The 16061-nt window shown below is 71.9% G+C and carries 13 protein-coding genes; 8 read left to right on the forward strand and 5 right to left on the reverse strand.

Features of this window, described 5'->3' with window-relative positions:
* Positions 1–138 precede the first annotated feature (138 nt).
* Positions 139–1203 (forward strand): GNAT family N-acetyltransferase, encoded by a 1065-nt coding sequence (locus AC3CF1_RS27655; RefSeq protein ID WP_354980225.1) that lies wholly within the window; start codon positions 139–141, stop codon positions 1201–1203.
* Positions 1204–1214: 11 nt separating this feature from the next.
* Here AC3CF1_RS27655 and AC3CF1_RS27660 read toward each other — a convergent pair whose 3' ends face one another.
* Complete coding sequence (locus AC3CF1_RS27660; protein ID WP_088946879.1) at positions 1215–1613, reverse strand: VOC family protein; 399 nt, start codon at positions 1611–1613, stop codon at positions 1215–1217.
* A gap of 67 nt (positions 1614–1680) precedes the next feature.
* Positions 1681–3246 (reverse strand): aldehyde dehydrogenase family protein, encoded by a 1566-nt coding sequence (locus tag AC3CF1_RS27665; RefSeq protein WP_328532659.1) that lies wholly within the window; start codon positions 3244–3246, stop codon positions 1681–1683.
* 441 nt (positions 3247–3687) lie between these two features.
* Between AC3CF1_RS27665 and AC3CF1_RS27670 the strand changes: the two genes are divergently transcribed.
* The 3 genes from AC3CF1_RS27670 to AC3CF1_RS27680 all read left to right on the forward strand — a co-directional run bounded on the left by AC3CF1_RS27670 (position 3688) and on the right by AC3CF1_RS27680 (position 10036).
* Positions 3688–6573, forward strand: a complete 2886-nt coding sequence (locus tag AC3CF1_RS27670) for a glycoside hydrolase family 9 protein (RefSeq protein ID WP_355160665.1) — start codon at positions 3688–3690, stop codon at positions 6571–6573.
* A gap of 208 nt (positions 6574–6781) precedes the next feature.
* Positions 6782–9232, forward strand: coding sequence for a non-reducing end alpha-L-arabinofuranosidase family hydrolase (locus AC3CF1_RS27675; RefSeq protein ID WP_088946884.1), 2451 nt, complete (start codon positions 6782–6784; stop codon positions 9230–9232).
* A 276-nt stretch (positions 9233–9508) separates the two neighbouring features.
* Complete coding sequence (locus AC3CF1_RS27680; protein WP_488451586.1) at positions 9509–10036, forward strand: DUF488 domain-containing protein; 528 nt, start codon at positions 9509–9511, stop codon at positions 10034–10036.
* 9 nt (positions 10037–10045) lie between these two features.
* On the opposite strand, the gene AC3CF1_RS27685 is transcribed toward AC3CF1_RS27680, so the two are convergent.
* Genes AC3CF1_RS27685 through bioB form a run of 3 tightly spaced genes read right to left on the reverse strand, consistent with a single transcriptional unit; the run spans position 10046 to position 11749 of the window.
* Positions 10046–10552: a GNAT family N-acetyltransferase gene (locus tag AC3CF1_RS27685; protein ID WP_179782772.1), complete on the reverse strand. Its 507-nt coding sequence runs from the start codon at positions 10550–10552 to the stop codon at positions 10046–10048.
* A 4-nt stretch (positions 10553–10556) separates the two neighbouring features.
* The gene (gene bsaP, locus AC3CF1_RS27690) at positions 10557–10757 is read right to left on the reverse strand and encodes a biotin synthase auxiliary protein BsaP (protein ID WP_099851538.1); all 201 of its coding nucleotides are present in this window, start codon (positions 10755–10757) and stop codon (positions 10557–10559) included.
* Positions 10754–11749: a biotin synthase BioB gene (gene bioB / locus AC3CF1_RS27695; RefSeq protein WP_099851540.1), complete on the reverse strand. Its 996-nt coding sequence runs from the start codon at positions 11747–11749 to the stop codon at positions 10754–10756. The genes bsaP and bioB overlap by 4 nt, the downstream gene beginning before the upstream one ends.
* 153 nt (positions 11750–11902) lie before the next feature.
* On the opposite strand from bioB, the gene AC3CF1_RS27700 reads away from it, so the two are divergent.
* From AC3CF1_RS27700 to AC3CF1_RS27715, 4 genes are read left to right on the forward strand one after another with little or no spacing between them, the layout of a single operon-like run.
* Positions 11903–13039 carry an 8-amino-7-oxononanoate synthase gene (locus tag AC3CF1_RS27700; RefSeq protein WP_354980232.1) on the forward strand — a complete coding sequence of 379 codons (1137 nt, stop codon included), beginning with the start codon at positions 11903–11905 and terminating at the stop codon, positions 13037–13039.
* Positions 13036–13761, forward strand: a complete 726-nt coding sequence (gene bioD, locus AC3CF1_RS27705) for a dethiobiotin synthase (protein WP_099851543.1) — start codon at positions 13036–13038, stop codon at positions 13759–13761. Before AC3CF1_RS27700 ends, bioD begins: the two co-directional genes overlap by 4 nt.
* Before the next feature lie 54 nt (positions 13762–13815).
* Positions 13816–15360, forward strand: a complete 1545-nt coding sequence (locus AC3CF1_RS27710) for a sensor histidine kinase (RefSeq protein WP_354980233.1) — start codon at positions 13816–13818, stop codon at positions 15358–15360.
* Positions 15360–16037, forward strand: a complete 678-nt coding sequence (locus AC3CF1_RS27715; RefSeq protein WP_088946892.1) for a response regulator — start codon at positions 15360–15362, stop codon at positions 16035–16037. Before AC3CF1_RS27710 ends, AC3CF1_RS27715 begins: the two co-directional genes overlap by 1 nt.
* Positions 16038–16061 lie beyond the last annotated feature (24 nt).

Here is a 16061-nt window from a genome sequence, read left to right on the forward strand (position 1 = left end):
TCTGCCGGTGGTGTCCAGCGGGCCACCAGCCGTCAGGTGCCCCTACCCGACCCGATTCCTGAGCGAAACCCGTGACCGCCGAGCAACAGGGTGGCAACAGCGGGGGACGAGGGTGGTACCCGGGGAAGGGAGCCAACCATGACGTTGTGGCGGATCAGGGCCACCGTGGACGACCGGCCGGGTTACCTGTCGGTGCTCACGGCGAGCCTCGCGTTGCGCGGGGTCAACATCCTCACCGTGCAGGTGCAGCCCACCGAGCAGGGCGCGGTGGACGACTTCCTGGTCGACGCGCCGGACGCGCTGGACGAGGCCGGGCTGATCGCCGCCGTCGAGCGGGGTCGGGGCCGGGACTGCTGGGTGGCGCGCAGCGAGGCGCGCGGCCTGGCCGACCAGCCCACCCGGGTGCTCGGGCTGGCCAACCGGCTGGTGCGTGACCCGGACGCGACGGGCGCGGCGCTGCGTACCCTGCTCGGTGCCGACTCGGTCAGCTGGCGACCCGCGTCGACCGGCGTCGAACGGGGGATCACCGGCGCCACCATGCTGCTGGCCGACCCGGCGGGCGGTTCGTTCTCGCTGCGTCGGGTCGCGCCCGCCTTCACCCCGGCGGAGTACGCCCGGGCGCAGGCCCTGGTCGAGCTGGCCGCCACGGTGGTCCGTCGGGCCGCCGAGCAGATCACCCTGGTGCTGCCCGACGGTGCCGAGGTTGCCGTGCGGCCCGCCTGCGCTGACGATCTGTCCGGTGTCGTGGAGCTGCACGAGGCGTGCTCGCCGCGCAGCCGGCACCGGCGTTACCTGGGCGGGGCGGGGTTGCCGCGGCCGGCCCGGCTGCGTCGGCTGCTGGAACCGAGCCGAGGGCTGACCCTGGTGGCCACGGCCACCGGCGCCGACGGTGAGGCGGAGTCGGTGGTCGCCCTGGCGAACCTGCTCGGCGAGGGTGACGAGGCCGAGGTGGCGCTGCTGGTGCGCGACGACTGGCAGCGGCGGGGGCTCGGCTCAGCGCTGCTGCGCCGGCTGGCCCAGCATGCCGACCGATCCGGGTACGCGGCGCTGGTGCTGCACGTCCAGGCCGACAACGCCCCGATGCTGCGGACGCTGCGCCGGCTGAACCGGTCCAGCTCGGTGGAGCGCGACGGCAGCCTGCTCACCCTCACCGTCCCGCTCGCCGCGGACCGGAAGGGCACCCTCTCGACGCCTGGTTCGTAGGACGGGCCCTGTCACCGCGCGGGGCGTTCCCGGCGGCCGGACACGCAGAACCGGTTGCCCTCCGGGTCGGCGAGCACGACGTACGGGGGTTCGGTCGGGTGCGGGTCGGTGGGGTAGTGCCGCCAGTCCACCCGTTGGGCGCCGAGCGCGAGCAACCTGTCGAGTTCCTCGTCGAGGCTGCGTTCGCCTGCGTCCAGGTCCAGGTGGAGGCGGGGAAAATCCTGCACCGGGCTTTCGCTCAGGTCCATCGCGATCGCCATGCCCGGCGCGCCCGGCTGGGGCTCCAGCACGATCCACTCGTCGCCGTCGAATCGCGGTGCCCGGCGACGGTAGTCGAGGGCCGCGGCCCAGAACCTCGCCGCACGTTCGGCGTCGGACACACCCAGGGAGAGCTGCTCGATCGTCGCCATCTCGCGACGGTACGCCGCCGGCCCCCTGTCACACGCGCCGGGCGTCGACAGGGGGCCGGCGACGACCTCAGGTGGCGGGGTAGCTGTTGTAGTCGGGGAAGTTGCCGTAGAGACGGCTGTCGCCGCCCACTGTGACCGCCTGCACCAGCAGGTCGCCGCCGACGAACGCGCCCTTCCAGGAGGCGCCCCGGCCGCCGAACGGCTCGTCCCGGTCCCCCCGTGAACGCGGCTTGTTGATGCCCACCTTGAACGCCTGGAGGTCCACCGCGAGCTTGCTGGCCTCGTCGGTGTCGTCACAGGCCAGGGAGGCGACCAGTGCCCCGTTGGAGGCGTTCATCGCGGCCAGCAGCTCGTCGGTGGTGTCCACCACGACGATCGTGTCGACCGGCCCGAACGGCTCGGCGTGCATCAGCCGGGACCGGCCGGGCGGGGCGAGCAGCACCGACGGCGCCACGTACGCCGAGGTGTCCTGCCCGGGCAGGAACGGCGCGCCGGTGAGCTTGCCCCGGTGCAGCGGCACCGCTCCACCGCGGACCGCCTCGTCGACCTTGCGGTGCAGCTCGTCGGCCTTGGCCGCGCTGATCAGCGGCCCGAAGTCCAGCTCGGGCAGCGGGTCTCCCGCGGCCCAGTCGTCGCCGACGGCGAGCGGGTGACCGAAGCGGACAGAGCGAACGACGGGCAGGTACATGTCGAGGAACTCGTCGACCAGGTCACGTTGCACCACGAACCGGGGGTACGCCGTGCAGCGCTGCTTGCCGTACTCGAAGCCCTTCTTCAGGTGGGCGGCGAGCAGGTCCCACTGGGAGAAGTTCCAGATGCCCCAGGCGTTGAGGCCCTCCTGCTCGATGAAGTGCCGCTTGTCGGTGTCGAGCAGTGCGGCCGCGACCTTGCCGCCGTTGGAGCGTCCGCCCACGAACGCGACGGCACCGATCTCGGGTGCGCGAACCAGCACCTCGGACAACTCCTCGCCACCGCCGCTGACGAGGGTCGCGGGCAGGCCGGCGCGGCGCATCAGCGCGTGTGCGACGGTCAGGCAGACGGCACCGCCCTGGGACGGGGTCTTGGCGATGACCGCGTTGCCGGCCAGCAGCTGCACCAGCTCGGCGTGCACGAGGACGCTCATCGGGTAGTTCCACGACGCGATGTTGCTGACCGGGCCGGGCAGTGGCTCGCGACCGCCGGCGAGCATCCGGTCGATCTCGTCCGCGTACCAGCGGACGCCGTCGAGCGCGCGGTCCACGTCGGCGCAGGCGAGCCGCCAGGGCTTGCCGATCTCCCAGACCAGCAGCATGGCGAGCAGGTCGCGGTGGGCGGTGAGCGAGTCCAGTGCGTCGGCGACGCGGGCCTTGCGGTCGGCGAGCGGGGTCCGGGCCCAGGTCCGGTGCTCGGCGGCGGCGTGCAGGACCGCGGCGCGGGCGGTGTCGGCGTCGAGCCGGCGCAGGTTGATGACGACGGTGTTGTCCACCGGGGTGCGGACGGGGGCGGGCTGACCGGTGGCCCGCCATTCGCCCTCGACCAGGTTGTGCAGGGTGGTGACGCCGTCCACCTCGGCGCCGAACGCTTCTCCGGTGGCGGCCACCGCGCGGGCCAGGACGTCGGACCAGGCGGTGCCGTCGGCGAGTCGTAGTGCCATCGCTTCTCCTCAGGGTCGACCGGGGAGCGGCGGCGTCGATGACACCGCTGATGAGCCGTACTGTCTCGCGGCGGGTAGCGGGTCGGCAACAGTACGTTTGTCTGACAGGGGTCGCGACGCTCGCGCGGCCCCGTTGTCGGCCCGGCGACGGCTGGCCTGAACAGCGGCGATGCGACTTCCTCCATCGAAGATCATCGATGATGTGAGATGGTTTTAGGGGTCCTCTGGCGCGGGCCTTGACGCAGGTCGCGGTCGCGACGACGGGGTGGGCCCGGGTGCCTCTTCACAAAGCAGTGACGAGCGCATTACATTGTCGCTTATCCATGGGAGCGCTCCCGCGCTTCCGGTTCCACCACCACAGCCGCCGGCAGCCCGCACCACCCGACACCGTCCCGCGTCCAGGTCGGTGCTGACCGGCGGCGCCACCGACAGGAGCCCGCCATGCACCGACCGCAGCGGTTCCGCTTCCGATCTCGGCGACCGGTCGTTGACCAGCCCTGGCCGCGGCGGTTGCTGGCCGCTGGCGTCGCCCTGCTCACGGGTCTCGCCCTCGCGGTCGCCGGGCCGACGTCGTCGCCCGCCTCCGCCGCGCCAGCGGCCTACAACTACGCCGAGGTGCTGCAGAAGTCGCTGCTCTTCTACGAGGCGCAGCAGTCCGGCCGGCTGCCCGACTGGAACCGGGTCTCCTGGCGCGGCGACAGCGCGCTCACCGACGGCGCCGACGCTGGGCTGGACCTCACCGGCGGCTGGTACGACGCGGGTGACCACGTGAAGTTCGGCTTCCCGATGGCGTTCAGCGCCACCATGCTCGCCTGGGGTGCTGTGGAGTACCGCAGCGGCTACACGGCGTCCGGCCAACTGCCGCACCTGCTCAACAACCTGCGCTTCGTCAACGACTACTTCATCAAGGCGCACCCGTCCGCCAACGTCCTCTACGGACAGGTCGGCAAGGGCGACGACGACCACAAGTGGTGGGGTCCGGCCGAGGTGATGGCGATGGCGCGGCCCGCGTACAAGATCGATGCGAGCTGTGGCGGCGCGGACCTGGCGGGGGAGACGGCGGCCGCGATGGCCGCGTCCTCGATGGTCTTCCGTCCCACCGACGCGGCCTACGCCGACCGGCTGCTCGGGCACGCCCGGCAGCTCTACACCTTCGCCGACACGGTGCGGAAGTCCTACCACGAGTGCATCACCGACGCGACCAGCTTCTACCGCTCGTGGAGCGGCTGGCAGGACGAGCTGGTCTGGGCGGCGATCTGGCTGCACCGGGCCACCGGCGAGGCCAGCTACCTGGCCAAGGCCGAGAGTGAGTACGACAAGCTCGGCACCGAGAACCAGTCCACCACCCGCTCCTACAAGTGGACGATCGCCTGGGACAACAAGCAGTTCGGGGCGTACGTGCTGCTGGCCAACCTGACCGGCAAGCAGAAGTACGTCGACGACGCCAACCGCTGGTTGGACTACTGGACCGTCGGGGTGGACGGGCAGCGGGTGCCGTATTCACCCGGTGGGATGGCGGTGCTCGACTCCTGGGGTGCGTTGCGCTACGCGGCCAACACCTCCTTCGCCGCGCTGGTCTACAGCGACAAGACCACCGACACCACCCGTAAGGCGCGTTACCACGACTTCGCCGTCCGGCAGATCAACTACGCGCTGGGCGACAACCCGCGCAACTCCAGCTACGTCATCGGGTTCGGCGCCAACTCGCCGCGCAACCCGCACCACCGCACCGCCCACGGCTCCTGGTGGGACAGCCAGACCGTGCCCGTCGAGACCCGGCACACCCTCTACGGCGCGCTGGTCGGCGGCCCGTCCTCGGCCAACGACGCGTACAGCGACAGCCGGTCGGACTACGTGATGAACGAGGTGGCCACCGACTACAACGCCGGCTTCACCTCCGCGGTGGTCCGGCTGGTCTCCGAGTACGGCGGCACGCCGCTCGCCAACTTCCCGGTCGCCGAGACGCCGGACATCGACGAGCTGACAGTGGAGACCACTGTGACGCAGGCCGAACCGCGGGCCACCGGGCTCAAGGTGATGGTCTACAACAAGTCGGCGTTCCCGGCCCGGGCTCTGACCGACGGCCGGTTCCGGTACTACTTCCGGCCCGACGGCACCGGCCCGGTGCAGGTCACCGCCGGCTACACCCAGGGCTGCCCGTCCCCGACGACGGCCAGGCAGTTCAGCGGTGACATCTGGTACGTCGAGGTGGACTGCACCGGGCACACCATCGCCCCGGCCGGGCAGTCGCAGCACCGGATGGAGGTCCAGTTCAAGATCGGTGTGCCGGAGGGTGGCACCTGGGACCCGACCAACGACCCGTCGTACCAGGCCACCGCCGGGCCCAACCGGAAGGTGCCGCTCTACTCCGGCACCACCCGCGTCTGGGGCGAGGAGCCGGGCCCGGTGGTGCCGGACACCACCGCGCCCACAGTGCCCGGCACGCCCGTCGCGTCCGCCGTCACGTCCAGCGGGCTCACGCTGACCTGGACCACGTCCACCGACACGGGCGGCAGCGGGTTGGCCGGCTACGAGGTGACCCGCACCTCGGCCGGCGCCGACCCGGTCGTCACCGCCTCGACGGGGGCCTCCCTGGCCGTGACCGGCCTGGCACCCGAGCGGACGTACCAGTTCACCGTGCGGGCGCTCGACGGTGCCGGCAACCGTTCGGCGGCATCGGCCGCCCTCAGCGTCACCACGCCGGCCGGTCCGGCGCCGGACACCACCCCGCCGACCGCACCCGGTACGCCCACCGCCGCAGCGGTCGGCCCGACCGGCCTGACCCTGACCTGGGGCCCGTCCACCGACGCGGCGGGCGTCACGGCCTACCGCGTCTACCGGGGCGGGAACGTCCTGGTCGGCTCGGCCACCGGCACCACGCTGGCCGTGACCGGGCTGACCGCCTCCACCACGTACACGTTCACGGTGGAGGCGGTGGACGCGGCCGGAAACGTCTCGGCCGCGTCGCCCGGCGTCACGGTCACCACCACGGCCCCGCCCGCCGGCGGCGGCTGCGCGGTGACCTGGACAGCGAACAACTGGGACACCGGGTTCACCGCGAACATCACGATCGCCAACACCGGAACGACGCCGATAAACGGCTGGACGCTCGCGTTCACGTTCCCGAGCAGCGGGCAGAAGATCGGGCAGGCCTGGTCAGCGAACGTGACCCAGACCGGCACCGCGGTGACCGCGTCGAACCTGTCCTACAACGGGACACTGGCGCCGGGTGCGTCGACGAGCTTCGGCTTCAACGGCACCCACACCGGCAGCACCACCAGGCCGGCCGCCTTCACCCTGAACGGCACCGCCTGCACCGTCTCCTGACTCATCGACGCGGCGTGGCGTGGTCGGTACCGCGCCCGGGCGACCGGCCACGCTACGCCGCGCGCGGCACAGCATTTCCGAAACTTTTCCGTAACACATTGTCCGGACCGACACGTGGTGTAAGCATCGACTGGATTAGATGTCCAAATCGAGACGTCCGGTCGTCCCCGCCTCGGCGGCCCGGGTGTTGGCCAGTAAGGAGGCTGAGATGGCAATGAGCCCATCCGTTCATCGCGGCGCGACTGGGCGACGGCGATCGCCCGCCGTCCGAGCGCTGCTCGCCGGCGCGTTCAGCGTCGTGACCGTGGCCGCCGTCGCTGTGATGATGCCCTCGGCGAACGCCGCCGCGAGCACGCTCGGCGCGGCCGCCGCACAGTCGGGCCGGTACTTCGGCACCGCCATCGCGGCGGGCCGGCTCGGCGACTCGACATACAGCACGATCGCCGCGCGCGAGTTCAACATGATCACGGCTGAGAACGAGATGAAGCCGGACGCGACGCAGCCCCAGCGGGGCCAGTTCAACTTCAACTCCGGCGACCAGATCTACAACTGGGCGACCCAGCGCGGCCTGAAGGTCCGTGGGCACACCCTGGCCTGGCACGCGCAACAGCCGGGGTGGATGCAGAGCCTGAGCGGCAGCAACCTCCGTCAGGCGATGATCGACCACATCAACGGCGTGATGGGCCACTACCGGGGCAAGCTCGCCGCCTGGGACGTGGTCAACGAGGCGTTCAACGAGGACGGCAGCCGTCGCCAGTCCAACCTCCAGGGCACCGGCAACGACTGGATCGAGGTCGCGTTCCGCACCGCGCGGGCGGCCGACCCTTCGGTCAAGCTCTGCTACAACGACTACAACATCGAGAACTGGTCGTACGGCAAGACGCAGGGCGTCTACCGCATGATCCAGGACTTCAAGTCCCGTGGCGTGCCGATCGACTGCGTCGGGTTGCAGACCCACTTCACCGGCGGCAGCTCGCTGCCGAGCAACTTCCAGACCACGCTGTCCAGCTTCGCCGCGCTCGGCGTGGACGTGGCGCTGACCGAGGTCGACGTCACCAACTCCTCCACCACTCAGTACGCCGGGCTGACCCAGGCGTGCCTGAACGTGCCGCGCTGCATCGGCATCACCGTCTGGGGCGTACGCGACAGCGACTCCTGGCGCTCCAACGAGAGCCCGCTGCTCTTCGACGGCGGCGGCAACAAGAAAGCCGCCTACAACTCGGTCCTCAACGCGCTCAACGCGGCCCCCCCGACCTCGAGCCCGACCGCGACCCCGACGGTGAGCCCGACCACGAGCCCGCCACCGAGCGGCGGCGCCGGCCGGATCGTCGGCGTGCAGTCGGGCCGGTGCATCGACGTGCCCAACGCCACGCAGACCAACGGCACCCGCGTCCAGCTCTACGACTGCAACAGTCAGTCGAACCAGCAGTGGACGTACACCAGCGGCAAGCAGTTGAGGGTCTACGGCAGCAAGTGCCTCGACGCGAACGGCGCGGGCACCGCGAACGGCACCGGAATCATCATCTGGGAGTGCAACGGCCAGCCGAACCAGCAGTGGAACATCAACTCCAACGGCACCATCAGCGGCGTGCAGTCCGGCCGGTGCCTGGACGTCTGGGGCACCGGCAACGGCCAGCAGGTCCAGCTGTACGACTGCCACGGACAGACCAACCAGCAGTGGCGGACCGACTTCGGCGGCGACACGCCGCCGACGTCGACCCCGCCGACCACCACGCCGCCGCCGACGGGTGGCTGCGCGCTCCCGTCGACCTACCGGTGGTCGTCGACCGGCGCGCTGGCGAACCCGCAGAACGGCTGGGTCTCGGTCAAGGACTTCACAAACGTGGTCTACAACGGCAAGCACCTGGTCTACGCGTCCAACGTCAACAGCAGCGGCCAGTACGGATCGATGAACTTCAGCCTGTTCACCAACTGGTCCGACATGGCCTCGGCCGGCCAGACCGGAATGAGTCAGGGCACCGTGGCACCCACGCTGCTGTACTTCGCCCCGAAGAACATCTGGGTGCTGGCGTACCAGTGGGGACCGACCTCGTTCAGCTACAAGACGTCGAGCGACCCGACGAACGCAAACGGCTGGTCCTCGGCGCAGACGCTCTCCACCGCCACCCTCTCCGACGCCCCGTACGGGGTGATCGACCAGACCCTCATCGGCGACGACCAGAACATGTACCTGTTCTTCGCCGGGGACAACGGCAAGATCTACCGGTCGAGCATGCCGCTGGGGAACTTCCCGGGCAGCTTCGGCTCGACCTATACGACGGTCATGACCGACTCGACGAACAACCTGTTCGAGGGCGTCGAGGTCTACAAGGTGCAGGGCCAGAACCAGTACCTCATGATCGTCGAGGCGATCGGGAGTCAGGGACGCTACTTCCGGTCGTTCACGTCCACCAGTCTGAACGGCTCGTGGACCCCGCAGGCCGCCACCGAGAGCAACCCCTTCGCCGGCAAGGCCAACAGCGGCGCGACGTGGACCAACGACATCAGCCACGGTGACCTGGTCCGCACCAACCCCGACCAGACCAAGACCGTCGACGCCTGCAACCTGCAGTTCCTGTACCAGGGCAAGAACCCCAGTGCGGGCGGCGACTACAACCTGCTGCCGTGGCGGCCGGGTGTGCTGACTCTCCAGCGTTAGGCGTCACTCCGTTCGCGGAGAACCGGGGCGTGCCCGGCACCGTGCGGTGCCGGGCACGCCCGTCCGAGATCTGCGTCCGGGTACCCACACCGTCGTACCCGGGATGATCATCCTGCTGACCGGCGCCCTCTCCGTCGCGCTCGCCACGAGCGCTGCCCGGCGGGTGCCCCAGCGGCACTGACCCCCGGCATGCCATTGAGTGGCATCGCTCGCCCGTACCCAAGATCCCGCCAAGGCCGGGGGATAAGCAGGCGGGATTCGGGGCAAGGCAGCAGTGTGATTGAGCTGCTGACCGTTGGACACGGCACAGCCGACCGGGTGCGGCTGGGAGAACTGCTGACCGGGGCCGGGGTGGCGCTGCTGGTGGACGTGCGACGCTACCCGGCCAGCCGCACCAACCCCGACGTGCACCGCGAGGAGCTTGAGCGGTGGTTACCCGAGTACGGCATCGACTACCGCTGGGAGCCGCACCTGGGCGGCCGGCGGCACGTCCCGGCCGGGGAGCCCGAGCCGGACACCTGGTGGAAGGTCGCGGCGTTCCGGGCGTACGCCGCCTACACCCGCACGCAGGACTTCGACACGGCGCTGACCGGGGTGCTGGCCGACGCGGCCGAACGCACCACCGCTGTCATGTGCAGCGAGAGCCTCTGGTGGCGCTGCCACCGCCGGCTGATCGCCGACGTCGCGGCGCTCGGCCGCGGGACGCCGGTGGCCCACCTCATGCCGGAGGGGCGGCTCAGCCCTCACCAGCCCGCCGAGGGTGCCCGTCGACTCCCCAACGGGCACCTCTGCTGGGCCGGTTGAGGTGGCCGCTCACTCCACCAGGTCGTCGGCGAGCAGGTCCATCAGCAGACCGTCGTGCCAGCGCCCGTCCTCGCCACGCTCGTAACGGCGCAGCACCCCCACCGGGCGGAAACCCACCTTCGCGTACGCGCGGATCGCGGCGCTGTTCGCCGCCGCCGGGTCGATCGTGAAACGGTGGTGGCCGTACTCGTCGATGAGGTGCCGGGCCAGGGTGCGGATCGCGTCCCCGCCCAGGCCGGCACCGCGGGCCGCCGGTTCGAGGAAGACGTCCAGGCTGGCGTGGCGGTAGTCCGGGTCCGCCTCGGCATACCACTGGATGGCGCCGACCACCCGGCCGTCGTGCTCGATCGCGTACACGTGCAGGTCGTCGTCGCCGAGGTCGGCGCGGACCGAACCGGTCAGGTCGTCGCCGCCCCGCCACCACCGGCGGACCTCCGGGTCGGCCCGGATCGCGACGAGGGCCTCCACGTCCGCGGCCGTCGCCGGTCGCAGGACAACCGCCCGCCCGCGCAGCACCGGCTCAGCCCCGAACTTCGCCGTGCTCGACGCAGACCGCCGACCAACCAACCGGCAGCACCTGCACCTTCATCCGGCGCCGGCACCGGGGACAGAACCGGGGCGGCTCCAACTCGCGAGCGGACGCGCAGGCCGCATGGGCGGTGGCCGTCGCCGACTCACCGCATCGGTCGCACCACAGCTCCGTCGTCGTCACGGTCGTCACAGCGTGTCGGAGAGCGCCTTGACCGGCATCTTCAGCTCGGCCAGCAGATCCAGGTCGGCGGTCGCCGGTCGACCCAGCGTGGTCAGGTAGTTGCCGACGATCACCGCGTTGATGCCGCCGAGCAGACCGTCACGGGTGCCCAGGTCACCGAGGGTGATTTCCCGGCCGCCCGCGTACCGCAGGATGGTGCGCGGCATGGCCAGCCGGAACGCGGCGATGGCCCGCAGCGCGTCCTTGCCCTCCACCACCGGGCGGTCGCCGAGCGGGGTGCCGGGGCGCGGGTTGAGGAAGTTGAGCGGCACCTCGTGCGGGGCCAGCTCGGCGAGCTGCGCGGCGAACTCGGCCCGCTGCTCGACGGTCTCGCCGAGGCCGAGGATGCCGCCGCAGCACACCTCCATGCCGGAGTCGCGGACCATCCGCAGCGTCTCCCAGCGCTCCTCCCAGGAGTGCGTGGTGACCACGTTGGGGAAGTAAGACCTGCAGGTTTCCAGGTTGTGGTTGTAGCGGTGCACGCCCATGTCGACCAGGTCGTCGACCTGCTCCTGGGTGAGCATGCCCAGGGACGCGGCGACCTGGATGTCGACCTCCGCCCTGATGGCGGCGACGCCCTCGCGCATCTGCTTCATGAGCCGGGCGTCCGGGCCGCGCACGGCCGCGACGATGCAGAACTCGGTCGCCCCGGTCTTGGCGGTCTGCTTCGCCGCCTCGACCAGCGACGGGATGTCCAGGTAGACCGAGCGCACCGGAGAGGTGAACAGGCCGGACTGGGAGCAGAAGTGGCAGTCCTCCGGGCAGCCGCCGGTCTTCAGCGAGACGATTCCCTCGACCTCGACCTCCGGGCCGCACCAGCGCATCCGCACGTCGTGGGCGAGCTGCAGAGCGGCGGGCAGGTGCTCGTCGGGCAGGTTCAGCACGGCGAGGATGCCGGCCTGGTCGAGGCCGACACCGTCACCGAGGACCTGGGTCCGGGCCTGGTCGAGGATCGCTGGCATGGCTCGTACCTTACAAGGCGCCCCGATCAGCCGGAATGACCTAACAGCCGTCGATGCCTCGCAGCGAGTGGATCCGCCGGGCGTCGGCGGCGGGTGGTAATTTCGCCCGGCGGGTGTCGGGCTGACCGGCGCGGACGGCGGTGAAGGGGTGACGTGGCGGACTGGCTGGCGGCGCTCGACCGCCGCGCGGAGTTGCGGGCGAAGGCCGGGTTGACCCGGCGACTCAATCCGCGTCCCGCCGACGATCAGATGACCGATCTGGCCGGCAACGACTACCTCGGTCTGGCCACCCATCCGCAGGTCACGGCCGCTGCCGCGGCTGCGCTGTCGGCGTACGGGCTGGGGGCGACCGGGTCGCGCCTGGTGCGTGGCTCCACCGACGCGCACCAGGCGTTGGAGGACGAGCTGGCGCAGTGGCTGGGCACCGACCGGGCACTCGTCTTCTCCTCGGGCTACCTGGCCAACATCGGCGCGCTGCGGGCACTCGTCCAACCTCGGACGCTGCTCGTCTCCGACGCGCACAACCACGCGTCCCTGATCGACGGCTGCCGGATCTCCGGTGCGGAGACGGTGGTCACCCCGCACGCCGACGTGGACGCGGTGGCTGCCGCACTCGCGGCGGCTCCGGGTCGCCCGGCGGTGGTGGTGACCGAGTCGGTCTTCTCGGTCGACGGTGACCTCGCCCCGCTGGCCCGGCTGCACGCGGTGGCCCGCCGGCACGGTGCGCTGCTGCTGGTCGACGACGCGCACGCGCTGGGCGTGATCGGTCCAGCCGGCGCGGGCGGGGTGGCCGCCGCGAAGCTGTCCGGTGAGCCGGACGTGGTGGTCACCGCCACCCTGTCCAAGGCGCTCGGCGGCGCGGGTGGGCTGGTGGCCGGCCCGGCCGAGTTCGTCAGGCACCTGGTCGAGACCGGGCGTACGTTCATCTTCGACACGGCCCTGCCGCCGGCGGTCGCCGCCGGTGTGCACGCCGCGCTGGGGCTGGTCCGGGCTGGCGACGACCTGCGTGCGGAGCTGTCCGACCGGGTGGGGTTGGCGGTCGACCGGCTGCGTGCGGCCGGGCTGACCGTCTCCGCGCCGGACGCGGCGGTGATCTCGGTGACGGCGCCCGGGCCGGAGGCGGCGACCACCTGGGCCGCCGACTGCCGGGACCGGGGCGTCGCGGTGGGCTGCTTCCGGCCACCGTCCACCCCGGACAGCCGCTCCCGTCTGCGGCTCACGATCAGCGCGGGGGTGCCCCGGGCGGCGTTCGAGCGGGCTGTGGACGTCATCGTGGAAACTGCCCCATGACCGCGTGGGAGGGCCCGGTTTTGGTTACCGGGACTGACACCGAGGTCGGTAAGACCGTGGTGACCGCGGCGATCGCGGCCGCCGCGCAGGCCGCCGGGTTGCGGGTGGCGGTGGTCAAGCCGGGCCAGACCGGTACGGCCAGCGGTGAGCCCGGCGACGTGGACGCGGTCAACCGGCTGGCCGCCCCGCTGACCGGGCGGACCTTGGCCAGTTATCCCGATCCGCTCGCCCCGCTGGCCGCCGCCCGGGTGGCGGATCTGCCGCCCCTGGAGTTGTACGCGGTGGTGGACGCCGTCCGCGCGGAGGCGGACAAGCACGACCTGGTGTTGATCGAGGGCGCGGGTGGGCTGCTGGTGCCGATGGGGCTGCGCCCGTCGGGCGAGCCGTGGACGATGGCCGACCTGGCGGTGTCGCTCGGCGTACCCGCGGTGGTGGTCGCCCGCGCCGGGTTGGGCACGCTCAACCACACCGCGCTGACCCTGGAGGCACTCGACCGGCGTGCCGTGCCGGCCGGCGTGGTGATCGGCGCCTGGCCGACCAGACCGGAGCTGGTGCACTGGACGAACCTCACCGACCTGGTGCCGAATCTGCTCGGCGCGTTGCCTGACGGCGCCGGTGCGATGGACCCGGGGGTGTTCCGGCGGTCCGCGCCGGGTTGGCTCACCCCGGCCCTGCACGGCGTGCTCGACGACTGGCGGGTCTGGGCCGAGGAGAGCGGCTGAACACCTGACTTTCGTCGGTGTCCGCCCAGGTCGGACGTGGGTAGCCTGACCGCCGTGCCGATTTTCGACTTCTCGCCGCCGGGTTGGTCGGACCGGTGGCGTCGGCTGCTGCGGGACGTGCTGCTCTGGGCGGTGGTCGCCGCCCCGGTCGGCTATGCCGGGTTCAGCCCGCCCTATCCGCGGTATGAGTTGCCGCTGGTGGTCGGCAAGTTGGTGCTGCTCGGCGTGGCGGTGGTGCTGGCGGGTCGGCGCGCACCGTTGTTGGCCCTCGTGCTGGTGGTGCTCGGGTCGGTCATCGACGGCAACTTCGTGTTCGCGATCCCGGTCTTCAGCTATCTCGCCGGGCGGCGCAGTGCCTCCGCGGGCCGGGCGGCCGGGGTCTTCGTGTTGATCGCGGCGGGCGGCACGGCGCTCAACCTGGGCGTGCTCGGCACCGGCCCGGCCACCTGGTTCCTGCTCGCCTCGGTGCTGCTCTTCGCCGCGGTGTTCCCCTGGTTGGTCGGGCGGTACCGCCGTCAGCAGCAGGAATTGGCTGACGCCGGTCGACGGCACGTGGAGGCGCTGACCCGCGAGGAGCGTGGTGCCGCCGAGCGGATCCGGCTGCGGGAACGGGCCCGGATCGCCGGGGAGATGCACGACTCGCTCGGTCACGACCTCAGCCTGATCGCGTTGCGGGCCGCCGCCCTGGAGGTCGCCGCCGACCTGGACGACCGGCACCGGGCTGCCGCGGGGGAGCTGCGGGCCAGCGTCTCCGCCGCCACCGAGCGACTACACGAGATCATCGGGGTGCTCCGGGAGGAGGGCGGCGCTTCGGTGCGTCCGAGCGGGGAGACCGTCGCCGATCTGGTCGAGGGTGCCCGGGAGGCCGGCATGGCGGTACGCATGGAGGCCGGCCCGGCGGTCGCGGAGTTGCCGGCGATGACAGGTCACGCGGCCCACCGGATCGTCCGTGAGGCGCTGACCAACGCCGCCCGCTACGCACCGGGCGCCCCGGTGGAGGTGCGCCTGACCCGGGACGCTGATCGGGTCGAGGTCGCCGTCGTCAACGGCGCCGCGCCGGCCGGGCCGCTGCCCGCCCCACCGTCGCAGGGCAGCGGGCTGCTCGCCCTCGCCGAACGGGTCCGTCTCTCCGGTGGGACGCTGCACGCCGGCCCGCGTACCGAGGGCGGCTTCGTCGTGCGGGCGGTGTTGCCGGCGACCGCGCCGCCGGTGGAGGCGATCGAGGGCGGCGACCAGCCCGGCCCGGTGGAGCGGCCGGTGGACGCCGAGCGGCGGCTGCACGACGCCCGCCGACGGGTGCGCCGCAGCCTCCTGGTGGCGCTGGCGGCGCCGGTCGGCTTCGCCCTCGTGCTCTCCCTCGTCTACTACCCGGTGGCGACCGCCGGGACGGTGCTGGACCGGGCCACCTTCGACCAGATGCGGGTCGGCGCGGCCCGGTCGGAGCTGGCCGGGCTGCCCCGGCGGCAGTTGGATCGCCCCACGCCGGCCGACCGGGCGGACTGCGAGTACTACACCGACGGCAACTTTCCCCTCGCGCAGCCGACCTGGCGGCTGTGTTTCACCGATGGCCGGCTGGTCAGCAAGGAGTGGATCGCGTAGTGAACACCGACACGACCGGGGCAGCGCCGGTCCGGGTCGTCCTGGCCGACGACGAAGCGATGATCCGGGCGGGCGTCCGGGCCATCCTCGCCACCGATCCCGGCATCGAGGTGGTCGCCGAGGCCGGCGACGGGCACGCGGCGGTGGAGCTGGTCCGTGCGCACCGACCTCGGGTCGCGCTGCTGGACATCCGGATGCCGCGGATGGACGGGCTGGCCGCCGCCGCCGAGATCCGCCGGGTCGTGCCGGAGACCGCGACGATCATGCTGACCACGTTCGGCGAGGACGACCACGTGGCCCGGGCGCTGGGGCACGGCGCCAACGGGTTCCTGCTCAAGGCCGGCGACCCACGTGAGCTGATCGCGGGCGTGCACGCCGTCGCCGACGGTGGTGCGTACCTGTCGCCGCAGGTGGCCCGCCGGGTGATCGAGCTGGGCGCCGGTCGGTTGGCCCGCCGGCCCGCCGCACGGGACCGTACGGCCGGGCTGACCGAGCGGGAACGGGAGGTGCTGGCCCTGGTCGGGGCGGGGTTGTCCAACGCCGAGATCGCCCGCCGGCTGCACCTGGTGGAGGGCACCGTGAAGAGCTACCTGACCAGCATCTTCACCCGGCTCGACGTGCGTAACCGGGTGCAGGCGGCGATCCTCGCGTACGAGGCGGGGCTGGTCGACGGCTGAGCGGGGGCGGCGCGGCCCCCGCTC

This window comes from Micromonospora sp. MGP-C2, from assembly GCF_057766525.1.